We start from the raw sequence: 17,727 nt of genomic DNA on the forward strand, positions 1-17,727 counted from the left end.
TATGCCCCCTCTCGCTTCATTTGTTATGGCGTGAATAACGGCAATACGGTAAAATCTTCCGGAACATGAACCAAATACAAATTTCCATATCCGTTCTTGTCGCTCGTAAATAGCACACGCTTGCCTTGCGCATCAAAACGCGGATGAGCATGCACTTTCTGCGAATGAAAGCTGCAGCGCAGCTCGCACAGCATACGAGGTCCGTCGTAAACGCCGTCCTGTTTTCGCCAAATGCTCAGCGTCTTCACCGCACTTTTGCCGTCAACGATCGCTTGCCCCAAACCGTCTGCATAACCATGCCACGTATCAAAATGAAATTCCGTTTCTTCCAGCTCTGTATTGTCATACCGGATGCTGCCAAAGAAATTCGTTCCGTTTGTACGGAACCCATGGTAGCCAATCGTTACGCCGTCGGGATAAAAAAATTCATGGCCGACCTTCTCCTCCGGCTCAAAACGCTCACGAATTTTCCACGCTTCGCCAGTGCGTAAATCCAGTCCCCAAATGCGATGATCAACCAAGTGCCAAGGTCCCTCATGACAAAAGGTCATCAGCCAAGGCTCCTTGGGAGACGCATTGATATGCGTAATAAAGCGATGTGCTTCATAAATGGTTTCAGCGCCGCCATTCACTGCGTCAATGCGTATGATCATGCTGTGGGGAGCCGCTTCCATGAGTTCTCGATGCCCCACATAACCGTTGCCGAGATCCAGTCGAATCCGGTGCGACAAGTCTTCTTGGACACAAGTACAGACATGCTGTCCATCAGCGCTGGCGCTTACATTACCGAGGTGATATCCCTGTGGCGCTTCATAAACGACTTTTTCATCAAAATCTCCGAGTAAATCAAGGCGAATAATCCGCGTTCCGAGCTTAATATATACAGCGCTCCCATCCGGCAGCAAACAAGCATCGATATGATCATTTCCCGGGTAATTAGTCAGCTGGGTAATCTCTCCGCTCTCCACATGCATGCTGTACAAATTCGTACTGTTGCCACGATCCGAGACGAAAATAAGACGCTGTTCCTCGTCATACCAACCACTTTCCGTAAAATATAAATGATGGCTGTGTGACTTGTAATCCGTCAGCTGTATCACTTCAAGGCCAGTGAACCGGTCCGTTGCCGATTTGCGTTCCGAGGGCCATATTGTTCCTTTTCCCATGCGTTCTCCTCCTGATTATCCATTTCGTTCAACCTGCAAGTTGACCTACAACCAAGGTTTCAATCCTTCCCATTTCACGTTCCAGCTGCCATCTTGCGGAAAACCCGGGTTATTCAAGTTCGAGCCACCTTCCCAGCCGGCAGCCATCATTGCAACAGCTGTCAGTAGCCCTCCGTTACCTGGCAAATACGCTGATAAACCAGGCCTCTGATAGTTGTGGCCATTGGTTAAATACGTATTTTTGGCAGCATCCAGCAACAGGAAGTCGACTGCGAGATCCGGTTCACCAAGCCTTGCTGCCGTCATGGCGCACATCGGGAAGTCCCATCCCCAGGCGGAGCCCCATTTCCACACCTCTTTCACCTTCAACAGGGTGTTAAGCATCACTTCACGATCAATCATCGTACCAGGTAAAACGCCAAGCGCACCGAGCATGGATGGATGATCATGATTCTTAGCTGTAAAAGTATCCGGACACAGCTCATGGGCCAGATATACCCCCTCAGCCTGTGGAGGATTGGCCATCATTCCGGCAACCTGCACCCACTTCGCATGAGGCGTTTCCTGCAAAAGCTCCGCCCAACGAATCGCAATCTTCAGGCCATATTTCCAGTACTCGAGCTCGTACGGAGGATTTTTACTGCCTGCAAGCGAGTGACACTCCTGCGCCGGGATTAATGGCGGGCCTAGATCGTAAACTTGCTTTGCTTCGTCCCAATGCGCATAAGAGACCATAAAATCCGCCGATTCATAAACAATATCGCGGAAACGCTCCAGCAGCTCTCTTGTCGGCTGAGCTTTGTAACATAGCTCCGCGAGCGTCATCGGGTGCGGCTGCTGCCAGATCAACCCTGGCGCGACAGGCGAAGGGCACGGTTTTCCTTCAAAGTCCACCATTTTGGGCCAGCGGGCGCCTTCGTATCCTTGCGATTGAGCGAGCTCGCGAGCAACCGGTAAAATCCGGCTGTACCAATCCATGCTTTTCAGCAAAATATGTTCCCGTCCCCACAATGGAAAATGCGCGCCATGCCACCAATGCATCTCCAAGTGGGATTTGCCGAACCAGCTGTTGTACATAAGTCCCGTCTCTTGCGGTGGCAAGGAGCCGCCACTGTGCATAGCGCACAGAAACTGCGACAGAACAACGCGTCGTTCAAGCTCGTAGGCTCTGGGATCCGAGCTCCCAGAGAAATCGATTGCCGCCCCGCCGAGCCAAAATTGCTCCCAGTGGAGCTTGCTTGCTGCCATCGTCTCTTCGAATGACGGCGCAATTTGTGCCGATTCCGGAGCAAAAGTTGCAGAAAATTCAAAAAATTCAACTTGCTCTGATGGAGGGAGCAGTGTGAACTCATGCGCTCCTGTCCGCGTAAGGCTGCCGGCACTCCAAGCCCAGCGCACCTCGTATTTATCTTCGTCCATCGTACGTTCCAACAAGGCTTCGTTGCCGCTGCCTTCGCGCAGTTCCGTCCTGTGCCTATCATCGTTGTCCCAGTCGGCAAATACAGCCTTCGCCCAGCCTGTATTCGTCATATCAGGCGCCGGGAAACGCATGAACACCTGCAGCCGGCCTTGTGCAATTAAACCTGATTCCACTCGCACTGCAATCGCATCAATGGAAGGATGACAAGCCGTGGTAACATGAACTGGGACGCCTTGAATGGCATACACGCTAGTCAACACGCCCGACCAGAGATCGAGCTGCTGGCTGATCGGCGCCACATCTGCCGCTTCTGCCACTTCACCCGATTCCAGCAGGAAGCGAAAAGAAACTCGGCCTAATTGCAGGCGATGCGGGTTCATCCTCAGCCAGTGATAAGCCTCCGCTGTACTCCCGGGTTTCATCGGGTAACCGACCAGTCTGCCGTGCGTTTCGAACATTTGGTATTCAACATCCTGATCCGTAAATCGGTTTCGACCGCCCGTATAGTGCCATCCCCAATTGGACTGTGTGCCAAGCGGTACTTCATATTGATCCGGGAATGACTGTAGTCCAGTGATGTCCGCACTAAAGGCGAATTCACCGTTCCCCACGGAAAATGGGGACAAAGGGTCCCATTTGTTCAACTCGGGATTATGCCGTTGTACGATCTGTCGTCTGTCCATAGTTCCTCCTAGGTTCGCTTATCCAATCCGACTGACGCCGCTTATCTATTCCAGCATCGCGTCCGTACGGGTTCTCATCATATCCCGGTATTTGCCCGGGGTTATATTCTTGAATTTGCGGAAGCTTCGAATGAAGCTGTTCTCATGCTGGTAGCCAACCATGACCGCAATGTCCGAAATCTTGTTTTCGGTCTTCAGCAGCAGGTCCGCCGCACGTTCCAAACGTAAGCGCGTTAAATAGTTATAGATCGTTTCTCCCGTTTCTTGCTTGAAAATCTGACTTGCCAAGCTGCTGCTAATTCCCACATCGTCAGCAATCTCCGGGATCCCGATGGTCTCGCTCAAATGCTGCTTCATATACTCAATCATGCGGTGGCATGTAATAAAATCCTTGCTTTGAATAAGTTTGTGGAAGCGCTGAACCAACGGCTGAACCCGCTTACAGAGATCCTCTTGGATATCCCCTAGATGAAAGGTATAGTAACTCTCAAACGCGCTGCCCTCCGCACATTGGTCATCAGCCTGCCATAATTGCTCGATACGTTCAAGCACGGCCCGTAAAAACGTTAAAGCCGCTGATGGATACCCGTATTGGCTTCGAACATCGGAGATTAGACGTTCAATCGCTTCCAGCGATCCGGTTTCGTCTCCCGATTCTATCAATTGCGAAAGCTCTTCCAGCTTTCCTTCATCCACGACCGTCTCTCTAACTTCATGCCCCGATACTTCATGAAACGGGATGATCTGCCCATACCCTTGATACAGCCGGTAATTCAGCGCATTCTCCGCTTCCAGCATCGCCTGGCGCAGCCGGGCAACTTCCGTTTGAGGGGTACTTACCCCCACCGAAACGCTGAACTTGAGCAGTCTGGAAACAATCTCAGCAGCTTCCTCCAGCTTGCGCTCAAGCACGGTTCCCGCTTCAAGCGGTTGTAACAATATCGCCATCTTGTCTTTGCCAAAATCGGCGCAAACGACCCGCCACCTTTGCTCAAACAGCTCAGCGACGATATTCGCCATGGCGAACTTTAATAACGATTGATCGTCGCCCGTGTACTTCCGCGACCAATCCTCATATCGATCGATTGAAATGACCGCTACCGTCACTGGCTCTGATGACCATTCACCAAAGTAACGATGCCACTTTTCCTCAATATCCCGCTTGCCGGTCAAGTTCCCCGTGTACATATCGTAAAGCAGCTTGGACGACGCCTCCGACATTGTCTCTCTGACGAGCTGAGACAGATGGGCATGGTTGCTAAGCAATTCGCCGGCCAATTTCTCCAAATCGATGCCTTCGGGATTCATGGACTTGCGGTCGTAGTTACTGAACAGCTGCATCAGCCTGCGAGCCGGTCGGAAAGCAGCGGCATTAATATAAAAAATCGTCGCGCAACCGAGAGCCAGTGCAGCCACGGAAACGGTCAACACGACATTGCGTACTTTCTTGGACTTGGCCAGCAAACTGTCCTGAACGACAATGGATACGTATTTCCAGCCTGTTACTGGCGAAACAAGCTGATTAACCAGCAGTTTTCGGTTCTGATGGGTAATGTCACTGCTGCCATCTTCCCGCAGTTGAGCCAACGCCTGCCGAATTGACTCCTGATCGAACTCATAGTTGGAAACCGCGTACAGGATCTCATCGTGCTCGTCGATGATATAACGCATCCGATTTAAATTATTGAGGACGGGAGGATTCAGCTTAGCAAACAATTCCTCATCCTTGAGATTGACAGTGACAATCCCCTTAAACTGACCTGAAATCATAATTTTGCGAAACAGCGTAACTTCGGAGCCCTTTCTACCCGCGCCTTCCGGCACCTGCCGTTTTTTGATGACCGTCATCCCGTCACCGAACTCGTCCACCACGTTAATCCAATCCGAATCGTCAAAGTTCAGCTTGCTCGAGCTGTAGCCTTGCGGAATTGCAATGAAGCTCCCTTTTGTCATGTCATACACATAGATGCTCTTGATATATTTAGAATTGCCTATCAGAGTTGACAACAATTGATAAATGTCTGATACGTTGGCGTATGAATTCTGCACCTCACTGGTCAGGAACTTATAAATATTAGCGTTCAAAGCAACCTGAATAGCGGCTTTATCACTCTCTTTGATAGCGTCATCAATGACGTTCATATTTAACTGAAGCATTTGGCGCTGCGGCTCGCTGAGTTCTTCCTGCAGGACTGACTTTGACGTATAGTAGGATGTCAGGCTGACGGCCAGAATAATGAGAAACACCGATATGGTTAAAATTAGTACGAGCCGGGTCTGCGTATGGGCTAAATTGTATTTCAGCCACTTCTTCAAGGATTGCGTCACGTTAGGATTCCCACCTTATTAGGAGATCTTACTATTATAACGCGATCTGTTCCCTCGCGACACGATCCTTTCTGGCGGTTCCCTCCCATTCTCACTCTGGAACCCCTCAGCTTTTCATACCTAAGCTGTTCATCATGGCGTTCGCTTCAATGCCGGCCAAAAGCACAATGCCAATCCCGTGTGTGTCATTCAAGTTCCAGCCAAGCTCATGCTTATAATAAGCGTTCGAGTAGGACCAGCTGGAGCCTTTGCATACGCCGTACAAGTTCCCGTGCTTATCGATGACGCGAGCGCATAAGCCATTCCAGCCGGACATCACCGCCCGAGTGAATGCTTGCGGCTCCAGCAACCAACCGTGCCGCACGCCGAGTGCGAAACCGTACATGAACATGGATGTACACGATGCTTCCTCATATGACTCAGGATCTGTCAGTACCTGATGCCACAGGCCGTTTTTGCCCTGCAGACGGAGATACCCTTCCGCCAACTCCCGGTAAAAGCGGAGGATCTCCTTGTAGCTGGAATGCCCTTTCGGCAGCGCTTGCAATAGCACGGAGAGCGAGAAAAAGACCCAGCCGTTCCCCCGCCCCCAAGTCGTCAATGACGGCTTGCCGCTGCTTACGTCATACACATGAGACATGATTTGCTGCTCAGGCATATATAAATACTTTTTATACAAAAGCAGTTGGCGGGAAGCTTCCTCTACATATCGCAAATCCCCGGATAGCTCGCTATAACGGCATAGGAACGGCACACTCATGTACATATCATCGCACCACATCGTATTATGCATGCTCGGGGATACGCCGATACGGCGATAAAGGGTACCATCTTCCAGACGGTCCTGTACATTCATGATGTAATGGGCGATGTCATCTGAAACCGCACGCGCTCCCTTCAACTGCCGTAACCTGTTCGCTAGAATAGCAAGTGCTCCGAAGGACCCACAATCATCCAAGCTGTCTATATGCGATAACTGATTATTTAATCCTGCCGCTCCAAACTGCTTCCGATCCCAGAGGGAATACGCATAGGTTGACGTCGCAAATTCCACGTGACGAGTTACGTAATCCGTCATGTCGCTGCGCGCTAGCAAACGGCTTGTCTCTAGCAACCCGAACAAGGTTACGCCAAGCGGGTAGTTCCAACGGCCAAAGAGCTCGTTCTCCAGAAAGGGTCTAACGAAAGCTTCAGGCTCATTCGTTGTCCAGAACACCTCACCTGAAGAGCCGGCTGCAACCGTATCCATCTTCATATAGTCATTAGCTCGCAGCTCGACGTCAGCAGCGAAAGGCCCCAGATGCAGCCATTTGCCTGCATAGCCATGGACTTTGACCGGCGAGTGCAGTACGGCATTCGTCAAATTCTCATGCAGCTGAAACCCCCAACTCTCCTCACTGCACGTGCTGTATGCCACGAGGCTTCCGCTTCGCCGGCACGATTCTAAATTAAAACTGAACGAGCCTTCTCCAGCAGCTTCATAAACCTTATGTCCATTCCAAATGAAGGTGACAGGGCCATAGGCGATCCCCGATACAGTTACAGGACCGGTCATCGCCGGGTCGACTCGGACGGATGTCCAAGAGATAGCCTTTAAACCCGGAGACAAACCGTAGAGTTGTTCCAACCGGCCCTGCCAGTCACTGGTGTCTGCGCGCTTCGGCAGCCAAGACGCCGCACCACTTACTACCTGCTCACTCATCGTCGCAGCTGGTATTTGTGGAAGCGGACTATCCATCGGAGACGTATAGATCCAGCCCTCTTCCCCCTGACGCTCTAGTGAAGGTGCAAGAAAGGTATAAGGCTTATTCTTGCGATTGCCAGAGCCAAATTCCGCTCCGCATCGTCCATCTGCACGTTGGCCAAGCTCCAAAACAAAATGGTTCCAGCCCCGCACCAGCCCAATCTTCAGTTTCAGCGGAGGTGCCCCTTCCGCTTCCTCCTCAGGGGCAGAGCCAAAACGCTGCTCCCCATTGTGGTACAATCGGACAGGCCCGAGACATCGAAGCAGAAAGATAAACTCTTGCGGCTCCTCGATCCACAGTTTCGCCCAGGCATATACCCGCTGTCCCGCATGCATCTCCGGAAAAATACGTCCAATCGGAAACGAATACGTGTGATTTTCCAACTTGCGGATATCACTACCGCGAGTCACTCTGTACACCGGACCGTGGGGCGGATGCTCACCGATGTAACGCTGAGCCATGACAGTCAGAACATGGGGAATGTTGGTTCCGTCCGTTTGGGCGGCCATACTTTCCTCTGGATCTATATAGCGGGTTAAAGATGTCGTCATTGTCCTGCCACTCCTTTCCCGCTTAAACTGAGAGCCTTCTCAGAGAATCCACCGCTGAGCACTTCCTCGATGGTAACCGGACGGTGTTCCTTCACAGAGCGCCATACAGCTTCCCCAGTCGCCACGGAGAACGCGCCATCCACAGCTCCGGATAAAATCCGATAAGGCCTCCGGCGATCTTCACCCATAAATAAATCTTCAAGCAATAGCGGGTCCCCGCCTCCATGTCCGCCTTCTCGGTGCACGACATGGATCGTTTCCTTAGAGCCAAACAACGGGAAATAATCGATGGTCTGCACAGGTGTCGGAAATGGAGTGCGGCTCGGCATATGATACTCCACCGACTCAAGCCTCCCCTTCGTGCCGTTAATGGCCAATCGATACCCCTCGTACGGCAAAGAGAAGTTAACCGAATAACTGAGGAGTGCGCCACCGTTATATTTGACCGTTGCTGCATAGGTATCCTCAATATCAATTTGGGAATCGAAGATACATTGATCAGGCCGATAGTCCGAGTAAGGAAACTTGCTTTTCACTGCACCAAGCGAACCGAGATGATCGTCCTGCACTTGAATATTTTTGCTCCGAGTGTTCCAACGTGAGTAGTAGTCGCATTCCGACGTTAGCTCACAGGTCGTGCAGAAACGGCCATCCTCCTTCTTGGGGTTCGCTTCCCCTTCAGCTCCGTAATAATTCAAGGCGCCATATGCGAACACCTCGACAGGCTGCTGCCCAATCCACCAATTCACCAGATCGAAATGATGCGTGCATTTATGGATAGACAACCCTCCGGACAACTCTCTAACCCGATTCCAACGTTTAAAATAACTTGAACCATGATAGGTGTCGAGATACCAATTCAAGTCAATCGAGGTAATCCTGCCAAGCTTGCCTTCCAGTAGCATTTCCTTAATTTTCGTATGAATGGGCGCATATCGGTAATTGAAAGTGACGGTGACCGTCCCTTTACTTGTTGACTCCGCCTCCATTACACGCCTTGCGTCCTCTCCTGTTGTCACCATCGGCTTCTCCGTGATCACGTCTAAATCATGCTCCAGGGCCGCTATAATATATTTGGCATGTGTGTCGTCACGCCCAGCGACAATGATAACGTCCGGGCGCGTCTCTTCCACCATCCGGTCAAATTCATGCTCGCCGTAAGTACGGACTTCCTGCTGCTCTGGAAATCTCGTTCGAAACAGCTCAAAGCGAGCTTGGTCGCGATCCAGTAAGCCGACGAGCTCGCTTCTAGCGGAGAATGTCGACGTAATGGGCTTGGCGAACATGCCGAGCGCCCGACCGCTTACCCCGCAGATTGCATATCGCTTTTTCATGAGCTACATTCCCTTCTATGGCTGCTGTCATTTATCTTCTCAGCGCGTTCTGGCCCGCAGGAGGCTAAACCGTCTCTGCGGGCGCACCATACGCCGGATACGTTGTTACTTCTTCACTTTTGCGTACCATTCTTGGGCGCGCTGCGTGACCTTGTCGCCTCCCGATTTGTTCCAACGGTCCACAAACTCATCGAATTTCGCCATCGGCCACTCACCGATCACGATTTTGGTCAAATATTCTTGGAAAAGCTTATGTGATTGAATATCCGGGAAACCTTCGTATACCGTGTTTGGCAGTCCGTCTCCTGCGATTCGGCGGGCATCCGCTGTATTGACGGTGAAAATATCCTGCACCATCTTCTGCATGTTCTCTGGAATGGTTTCCTTGATCCGGATATCCATATCTTCTTTAGTCGTCAGGTTACGCATGCCGAGAGCAAGAGGGCGGCTGTCCTCCGGTGGCAGCAGGACCTTTTTGCCATTTACGACTTGATGCTGAAGTCCTTCAATCCCAAACCGGATGAACTCATCGTTGCTTGTATCATAGAAGAAGTCGAGCAGCTTCAGGGATGCTTCGGCTTTGTTTTTTGCTGCTGCAGGAATGATCCATTCCGGCTCCCCCATCGTTTTCATCGTAACAAAACCTTGGAAACCATCTACTTTAGGCACCGGCATGCCAACGATATAAGCATCAGGAGCTCCCTTCAGCATCGCTGTATAGCGATCGCGCACACTTGCCGGGAGGTGGTACCAGCTGCCAACCAGATTATTGTTGATTTTGGCTTGCCATACATCGCCTTTGTTAAGGAATGTCTCGTTATCGAGCAGTTTCTCTGCATACAACTCGCGGATATATCCGATGGCCGCCTTCATATTAGGGGTAACGCCCGCATACTGAATTTTACCGTCATACAGATCCCACTCCGGACTCCCTTCCCACATGGCGACGCCGTACATGCCAAACAGGTGATCCATCCATTTGCCGAATTCCCGGCCTGAGGTCGGCAGTTCGTCCTTTAAACCGTTGCCGTTTGGATCCTTATCACGGAAAGCCTTCAGTACTTCCTTATAATCAGCTGCTGTCTTCGGCATAGGCAATCCGACCTTATCCAGCCAATCCTTACGAATCATCGGTGCACGTTCAGGGACGAGAAACACCTTCGGCACATAATAAATATGGCCATCGGACGAGGCCGAACGAACGACATCCCACGCCTCCTTAGGAATGTTTTTCCATACATTAGGTGCATACTTCGGAAGAAGATCTTCCAACGGCAGCGCTCCGCCTTGTTTGATCAACGTCTGCTCAATGCCGCCAATCGGGCGAAGGATGTCCGGCAAATCGTTCGAAGCAATCATCAGATTGAGAAACTCTGTCGGTTCTGAGCCTGGAGGTGTGGTTGTCAGTTGATATTCTACACCTGTTTTCTCAGCTACATATTTGACGTGCGCGTTATTCGCATCCGGAATGGTACCTACGCCCATATGGCTTTTGAACACCTTTACCTGTACAAGCTTATCGTTCTGGGCGCCGCCTTCTGCGACAGGGGTTTTGTCACTGGTTTGCGCACAACCCGCAAGGACTGTAACCGCAAGCAGCGAAACCGCCGCCGTAATCGCTCCCTTTTTCCCGAATAAACGTTTCTTCATGCATGTATCCTCCCTTTTTATAGCACATCATATGATGCAGCCAGCCGTATTGCGGTACTTACTCCTTCAGCGAGCCTAGCATGGAACCCTTTACAAAATACTTCTGCAAGTACGGGTAAACTAAAATAATCGGCACTGTTGCGAACAGTATTGTTGCCGCTTTCAATGTTGTCGTATTGAAATCGTAATCGCCAAGGAACAGATTCACAGCAGCCAGTTCCTCCGGTGACTGCAAGTAAGCGCGCAGCTTCATTTGCAGCGGCCATTTGTTGGGATCACGGATAAACAGCACGGCCCTCTGGAAGGTATTCCAATACCCAACGGCATAAAATAAGCTGACCGTCGCGAGCACCGGCTTGGATAAAGGCAGGTAGATCCGGAACAAAATGCCTGCATCGGTGCAGCCGTCCATTCGCGCTGAATCATCGAGTTCCGCCGGAATCCCCATAAAAAACGTTCGAATAATAATCATGTTAAACGTTCCAATTAATCCTGGCAAAATAAGCGACCACAGGGAATTCATCATGCCCAGCTCACGAACGGTCAGGAAAAAGGGGATCATCGGCGCATTAAAAATCATCGTAATGATCACAGCCAGCATAAACGGCTTTCGAATAAGAAATTCCTTGCGGGACAGCGGAAACGCTGTCAATACGGAGAACAGCATGCTCAGCAGCGTCCCAACTACCGTGATGTATAGCGTTACGCCGAATGCGCTCCATAACCCCTTATTTTGCAGGATATGCCCCCACGATGCCCAGGTAAATTCTACCGGTAGTAAGAATACTGTTTTCGAATCAGCCGCAAGGGGTGAACTGAGCGACACCGCCAACAGATGAACAAGCGGCATCAACATCGTGCCTGCAGCGGCGGCCAGGAACAAATAGTTGACTACTTGAAAAACCTTTTCTCCATACGTCTGTTTCATCACCACAACCCCTGTTCTGTCTTTCTGGCCATTCGGTTAAAGATCCACAGCAGCGCGAAACCAATGACGGACTGGAATAATCCAATAGCTGTCGTAACGCTGTACTGGCCCTGCAAAACCCCTGCCCGGTACACATACGTCTCGATGATATCACCCACGGAATACGTCATAGGCGTCAACAGATTATAAATCTGGTCAAAACCGAGCTCAAGGAAATTGCCGATGTTCAGTAGGAATAACACCAGAATTGTAGGAAACAGGATCGGCAGCGTAATATGAAGCGTCTGCTTCCAGCGGTTCGCCCCATCCATCACAGCCGCCTCATACAAGTTCGGATTGATGCCGGTAATTGCGGCAAGGTAAATAATCGTGCCCCATCCGACTTCCTTCCAAATGCCCGACAAGACGACAATCGTGCGAAAATAACTCTGCTGCTGCATGAACAAGATCGGCTCGAAACCGAACCATCCCCGGACCATGTTCGCCACACCTTGCGTGGACAGTAGTTCAAAGACGATGCCTCCGACAACGACCCACGATAAGAAGTGCGGAAGATAGAACATGCTCTGTACGACCCGTTTGAACAGCATCAGCCTCACTTCATTGAATAGAAGCGCTAGAATAATTGGTGCAGGAAATCCGAACACGAGGTGATACGTGGCGATCGTCGCCGTGTTTCTTAAAACATGATAGAAATCTTGATACGTGAAGATGAATTTGAAATTATCCCATCCTACCCAAGAGCTCCCCAGCATGCCTTTGAAAATTTGATAATTCTGAAAGGCGATGACACTTCCCATGAGCGGCACGTATTTAAAAATAAGGTAATACACGAGCCCCGGGATGATCATGAGATAAAGCATCCAATGCTTTCGCATATTTAGGAGATATCGATTTTGCGCTAACCTCGCATGCTTCACATCGCTGTTTGTGATTCCGGGCTTAGCCTCCGTATACATCTTTGCCACTGTCGCAAGCCTCCTTCACGTCTAGTACCGCAATCTTACCTGCTAGGGAGATGCCATGACAATCGTTCAATCCTCTATGGGATGAACCGATCCGCGATTTTTACATTTTTCCAGGATTTGAGAGCGGGAACAAGAAAGTGTTAATGCAAGAATGTCTCAATTCGAGGAATTGTGCATGCTTTGGAGCATCGGTTCATTGCTAACGAATCCTGCTAACACGTGAAAAAGGAGCTATTTCTATGAAATAGTGCCCTGTAGGCTTGCTGCGGAGGAAGGGACCGTTGGAGGAGTTCACTTCTCCTCCGTCGTTTAGCTTGTTAAGAGCCTAGTAGGAGCGAATTTTGGGGGTGGAGAAAACCCAGCGCCGCTAAAAATTCAGCGTCACTGAGACATTTGGCGAAGGGGGGGGAGGAACCTCATACTAGCGTTAGGTTGGTCAACGATGCATCCTTGAGGAACTACAGGGCGCTAATCTAGCAAATTCAGCCCGTTTCCGCGTTTGAGCGGAACTACAGGGCGTTATTTGATCGCCTGATCCCGTTCTCTTTAAGAAAACGGACAAATAGAGGCCCACAGTTCCCTTCCGCGCGAAAATGAGCTTATTTCGATGAAATAACGCCCTGTAGTTCCCCCTCGCTGGGGGAATCGCCCGCGCGATGGCAGCAAATGTCATGGGTTGGTGTGCAGGTAAGCTTCACTTACCCTAGAACAAAGTCAATAAAGCCGCCGGATGATTCCGGCAGCTTTTGTTTTTGAGTATACGTTGATTCTATCTTCCTATCACCTTATTTAAACACATTAATTCTTCTAAGAATCTTATACATATCATCATAAATGATAATGTTACCTTTTGGATCGATGATAAATCTTTGCGGAGCAAGGCCAATTACGATCCGTTTGGGCTCAAATCTCTCCAAATCAACATCTTCAGGACGAGTAGGAAGAGAATAATAATACGGAGTTGGCGTAGGGTCAAACGTATCGGTCTTGAAGTTATACACACCCTTATGGAACACGGCCTCATCTAAATTAGCGTACACTTCCAGTTTCCCTTTCACATCAACACGGTAGAATTTATTACCCGCCACTAAGTAGAAATTACCTTCATGCGCTATTGCGGTTTTGATTTCGCCTACATTAAGGGTTGCCACACTGCTCGCTCCTACACCAGGAGTTACCAATTGGATCGTTTTGTTTTCCTGATCAAGCACATACAACTGACCTTTATCCATAAGTGAAGTTAGGTGGTGCGTACGTATACCATCAACACTAGTATGATTTGACAGAGCTTCTCCTTCATGTGCTGTATAGATACTACCTTTAAACGAGCTGCTAATATAATAGGTTTGTCCATCATCTGACGGCTGAATGAAATCAAACTTGCTTTTCAAGTTGATATACCTATCGTAGGCAATCATTTTTACATTAGGATAAACTTGATAAAATACTGTTATTTCCTGGAGAAGGTCGCTTCCCATAACAAAGATTTTATCCGAATTCCGATCGTAATATAAAGAGCTTGGAATGAACTCATTATAGCGAAAATTCTGTGAGAAACCCTGAGCATCCTTATATTTAAAATTGAAATCTTCTTTACTAAAAGTCAACAACAATTCTGTTTCTAATTCATTGCCTTTACTTAAGGACATTTTCTTAATGGTAAAATCTTGTGGGGAACTTTCAGCTAAAAAGTACAAATTGTTTTTACCATCTGTGGTCATAACTACGCCTTCAGAATAAGCCCCTCTAAATACATACTTGGAGTGATCAGCGAACTGAGGAATTTTTATCATGGTTTCGTTCGTCAAATTATCAACCGTCGGCTTTTCCAGACGCTCTGCAGCTGGCTTTACGTTATCCGGGATTGTTGTAACCGCGGGTACGTTCGTAATACTAATCTCATGTGTTTGATCATCGAAAGAAACGGACTGATGGAAATTTTCTGCAATAAACCGAATTGGCACTAATGTCGTATCATTTTCAATGACCGGCGGTTGTTCCAAATTGATAGAAGCATCATTAACTTTTGCTGATGTGCTTCCGATTTTCATGATAATGTGTTGTGAAGCAAGCGTTAATTGCACACTCTGCATGTTTCCATCCCATATAACCTCTGCGCCTAAAGCCTCCGTTACAATTCTCAGCGGAACCATTGTCGTGTTATTCAGCAAGTGAGGAGCCATTCCAAGTACAACCGACTTGCTGTTAACTGAAGCTTGGATGTCATCTAATTTAAGCTTGATGACGGTTTTGTCATTCGATACCGAAGCCATAGTCGTTAAAGTGCCATAGTTCCAAGCAACTACAGAAATTAAAGCAATCAAAATCATTTTTCGCAAGTAGATCAGCATGTTGTTCTTCCCCCAGATTCCACCATCCAATAAATTACCATAATTATCTATTGAATCTAGTAAAAAGACAATAGATTTACAAAGTCTTTTATTACGTCCGTCTCTGTTTCTCCAAATACTTCAAATAAAACATAACTCCCGCTCTGTCTATACTGGAAAATTGATGGGGATCATCCTTCATTAGTTGTCTTAATTCATCAACGGCAATCCATCTTGGGTTCTTAGTTTCATCACCTGATTTCACTAACTCCCCATGCACTTTACAACGGAAGTAGACGCCAACCGAATCAAAAGGTCCGTTAAGGGTCTGATAAACCCCGAAGGGTTTTACACACTCCACTTCAAAACTCGGATCGATACCAATGGTATCAATTTTTGTATCCTCACCTTCAATTTCTACAGCATCAAGGCCAGTCTCTTCCTTTACTTCTCTAATAAGCGCTGCTATTAACGATTCGTATTGCTCTATTCTCCCACCAGGTAGTTCGATCCGCTGAGGTTCACCAGGTTTATTTCGTGTCTGAACCACAATTTCGATTGTTCCATCTTGCATTCTTTCAATGATCGCACGAGAATTAACGAAGAACATTCGCCATCACAGCACCTTTCTTTACTTTTCCTCCATACTAATTTCTGGATTTCCCCTAATAATCCCTTCAATTCACAAAGCCCCAGCATCTCTTGCTGTATAAAACGAGGGGTAATTTGGACGATAATTTAATTCTTCCCTAATACGTGTTGTATCCACAATCATGTCCCATGGGTTAAAATGCTGCTGTGCAGCTTCTCCCTCTAATCGGTCAGACTGATGATAGAGTTGAAACAGCTCATATGCTGTAATCGGGGAATCATCGGCAACGTTATAGATGCGGCCATCTATGCCAGGAGTAGAAGCAGCAAGCAATAATGCCTGACTTACATCCGCATGATGAATCATATGAAGACGTTTCGCCGGTTGCCATTTACTCATCATCGGCATGTATTCGGTAATATGAGGATCATTTTCTCCATAGACAAAAGCAAACCGTAAAATACGAAGTCCCAGTCCTTTCTCGCGATGAAGCTGGAATAAAGCTTCTTCAGCTATTTTTTTGGTCTGAGGATATGTGAACGCAGGTTGCAAAAGATCATTTTCTTGGCTCGGTCCGCTAGTATTCCCGCTGCCATACACGAGATTCGTACTGGCAAACACAAACCGTGGAACATCCGCCCTCAAGGCAGCCTCTGCTAAAAGGATGCTTGCGTCGATGTTTGACTTTTGCGCAGTTTCTTGATTTACACCGCGAAATTGAGCCGCTAGATGGATAACAACATCATTACCTCTCAACGTAGAAGCAAAACTCTCCGGTTGCAAAAGGTCACCTTCAACAACCCTTGCACCATGCTGATCTAGCATACCCGCTTTCGCCCTGTTTCGTAACAAGACGCTAACGTTATGCCCCCGCTGTAGTAAGCGCGGTACGAAACGGCTTCCTATTTTTCCAGATGCTCCAGTTACAAATATATTCATGTTCGTTTACCTCCTGAGTTTTGTTGATGCTATACTTGCAGTATGACAAATACGGCAGTCTTTTGCCTTCCTGCTCTTATCGTAGGTTTGGCAGTGTCAGGATAAGGAGAATTGCTAATGAGAGAGATTTCTTCCAGCCTTACGCTGGGCGAATTTTTGCGAGCACGCCGAGAGCGTCTTACGCCGGAGGAAGTGGGGTTGCCGTCATATGGGCGGCGTCGAACGCCTGGACTGAGGCGTGAAGAAGTAGCTCATCTTGCTCATATTGGTACTTCTTGGTACACCTCCTTAGAGCAGGACAGAGAGGTGAACCCATCAACTCAGGTGCTCGATAGCATCGCCGAAGCGCTAAAATTATCCGTCGATGAGCAGCGTCATCTTCACATGCTAGCAAGGATAGGAGTAGCGAAGGAAACGGAACAAGCTCAAGAGGTAAGCCTGGGTTTGGAACGAATGTTAAAAGCTCTTGAACCGAATCCTGCTTTTATTTTGGGGCGAAACTGGGATATGCTGATGTGGAATCAAGCGGCGGAAATTGTGTTTCACCTGCCGGCGCTTACAATGGCACCAGGGCAGAGACCAAACTGGCTGCGAAGGTTTTTGACAGATGCGTCCCTTCAGACGAATAATCCGGATTGGGAAGCCAAAGCGCAGGTCATGATGGCACGTTTTCGTGCAGATTACGCACACTTTCCGCATGACGAAAGGTTTCGGCTATTAATAGAGGAGTTTATGGAAATCAGCGAATTGTTTCGTTCTTATTGGCCACTTCACGACGTTCAAATAGCTGTTGATTGTCACAAACGATGGATAGATCCTTCCATTGGCAAGATGGAATTCGAACATCTAACTTTAGAGACACCACAAAACCCTTATATGAAAACAATGATTTATATGGCTTCACCCGCTACCTGCGAGCGGCTAAAGTATTTACTGAGCGTAAACAGCTTACCCATGCATGAAGTGGCTGTTCCTCGGTCATTGGATGACTTTTAACAGCCTCTTTTTTATGTAGCCGCATCGGCTGCGCTCCTTCGTGGACTCAAACATGTCATGCCAAAAAAAATACGACCTGCCACCCGCAGTTCCAAAG

The 17,727-nt window shown here is 48.6% G+C and carries 12 protein-coding genes; 1 reads left to right on the plus strand and 11 read right to left on the minus strand.

The features are described from left to right. Positions 1-23: 23 nt before the first annotated feature. The 11 genes from GON05_RS08210 to GON05_RS08260 form a co-directional block, all read right to left on the minus strand. Positions 24-1,166, minus strand: a complete 1,143-nt coding sequence (locus GON05_RS08210; RefSeq protein ID WP_157318655.1) for an oligogalacturonate lyase family protein — start codon at positions 1,164-1,166, stop codon at positions 24-26. 45 nt (positions 1,167-1,211) lie between these two features. Then, complete coding sequence (locus GON05_RS08215) at positions 1,212-3,269, minus strand: glycoside hydrolase family 65 (RefSeq protein WP_157318656.1); 2,058 nt, start codon at positions 3,267-3,269, stop codon at positions 1,212-1,214. 45 nt (positions 3,270-3,314) lie between these two features. Beyond that, the gene (locus tag GON05_RS08220) at positions 3,315-5,597 is read right to left on the minus strand and encodes a helix-turn-helix domain-containing protein (RefSeq protein WP_181646219.1); all 2,283 of its coding nucleotides are present in this window, start codon (positions 5,595-5,597) and stop codon (positions 3,315-3,317) included. A 106-nt stretch (positions 5,598-5,703) separates the two neighbouring features. Next, complete coding sequence (locus tag GON05_RS08225) at positions 5,704-7,893, minus strand: glycoside hydrolase family 88/105 protein (RefSeq protein ID WP_157318657.1); 2,190 nt, start codon at positions 7,891-7,893, stop codon at positions 5,704-5,706. Next, a complete protein-coding gene (locus tag GON05_RS08230) occupies positions 7,890-9,227 on the minus strand; it encodes a Gfo/Idh/MocA family protein (protein WP_157318658.1) in 1,338 nt (445 codons plus the stop codon). The genes GON05_RS08225 and GON05_RS08230 overlap by 4 nt, the downstream gene beginning before the upstream one ends. 105 nt (positions 9,228-9,332) lie before the next feature. Then, entirely contained in the window at positions 9,333-10,877 is a 1,545-nt protein-coding gene (locus tag GON05_RS08235; RefSeq protein WP_157318659.1) for an extracellular solute-binding protein, read from the minus strand. A 58-nt stretch (positions 10,878-10,935) separates the two neighbouring features. Beyond that, complete coding sequence (locus tag GON05_RS08240; RefSeq protein WP_157318660.1) at positions 10,936-11,805, minus strand: carbohydrate ABC transporter permease; 870 nt, start codon at positions 11,803-11,805, stop codon at positions 10,936-10,938. Continuing rightward, the gene (locus tag GON05_RS08245; RefSeq protein ID WP_157319262.1) at positions 11,805-12,764 is read right to left on the minus strand and encodes an ABC transporter permease; all 960 of its coding nucleotides are present in this window, start codon (positions 12,762-12,764) and stop codon (positions 11,805-11,807) included. The genes GON05_RS08240 and GON05_RS08245 overlap by 1 nt, the downstream gene beginning before the upstream one ends. 794 nt (positions 12,765-13,558) lie before the next feature. Then, positions 13,559-15,124, minus strand: coding sequence for a copper amine oxidase N-terminal domain-containing protein (locus GON05_RS08250; protein ID WP_157318661.1), 1,566 nt, complete (start codon positions 15,122-15,124; stop codon positions 13,559-13,561). A 91-nt stretch (positions 15,125-15,215) separates the two neighbouring features. Beyond that, entirely contained in the window at positions 15,216-15,713 is a 498-nt protein-coding gene (locus tag GON05_RS08255; protein WP_157318662.1) for an NUDIX hydrolase, read from the minus strand. Positions 15,714-15,785: 72 nt separating this feature from the next. Next, on the minus strand, positions 15,786-16,634 hold the full coding sequence (locus GON05_RS08260; protein ID WP_157318663.1) for an NAD-dependent epimerase/dehydratase family protein: 849 nt from the start codon (positions 16,632-16,634) through the stop codon (positions 15,786-15,788). Between the two features lie 117 nt (positions 16,635-16,751). Between GON05_RS08260 and GON05_RS08265 the strand changes: the two genes are divergently transcribed. Then, positions 16,752-17,630, plus strand: coding sequence for a helix-turn-helix transcriptional regulator (locus GON05_RS08265; RefSeq protein ID WP_157318664.1), 879 nt, complete (start codon positions 16,752-16,754; stop codon positions 17,628-17,630). Positions 17,631-17,727 lie beyond the last annotated feature (97 nt).

It is taken from the genome of Paenibacillus anseongensis (assembly GCF_009757995.1).
GTDB classification, from domain to species: domain Bacteria; phylum Bacillota; class Bacilli; order Paenibacillales; family NBRC-103111; genus Paenibacillus_E; species Paenibacillus_E chondroitinus.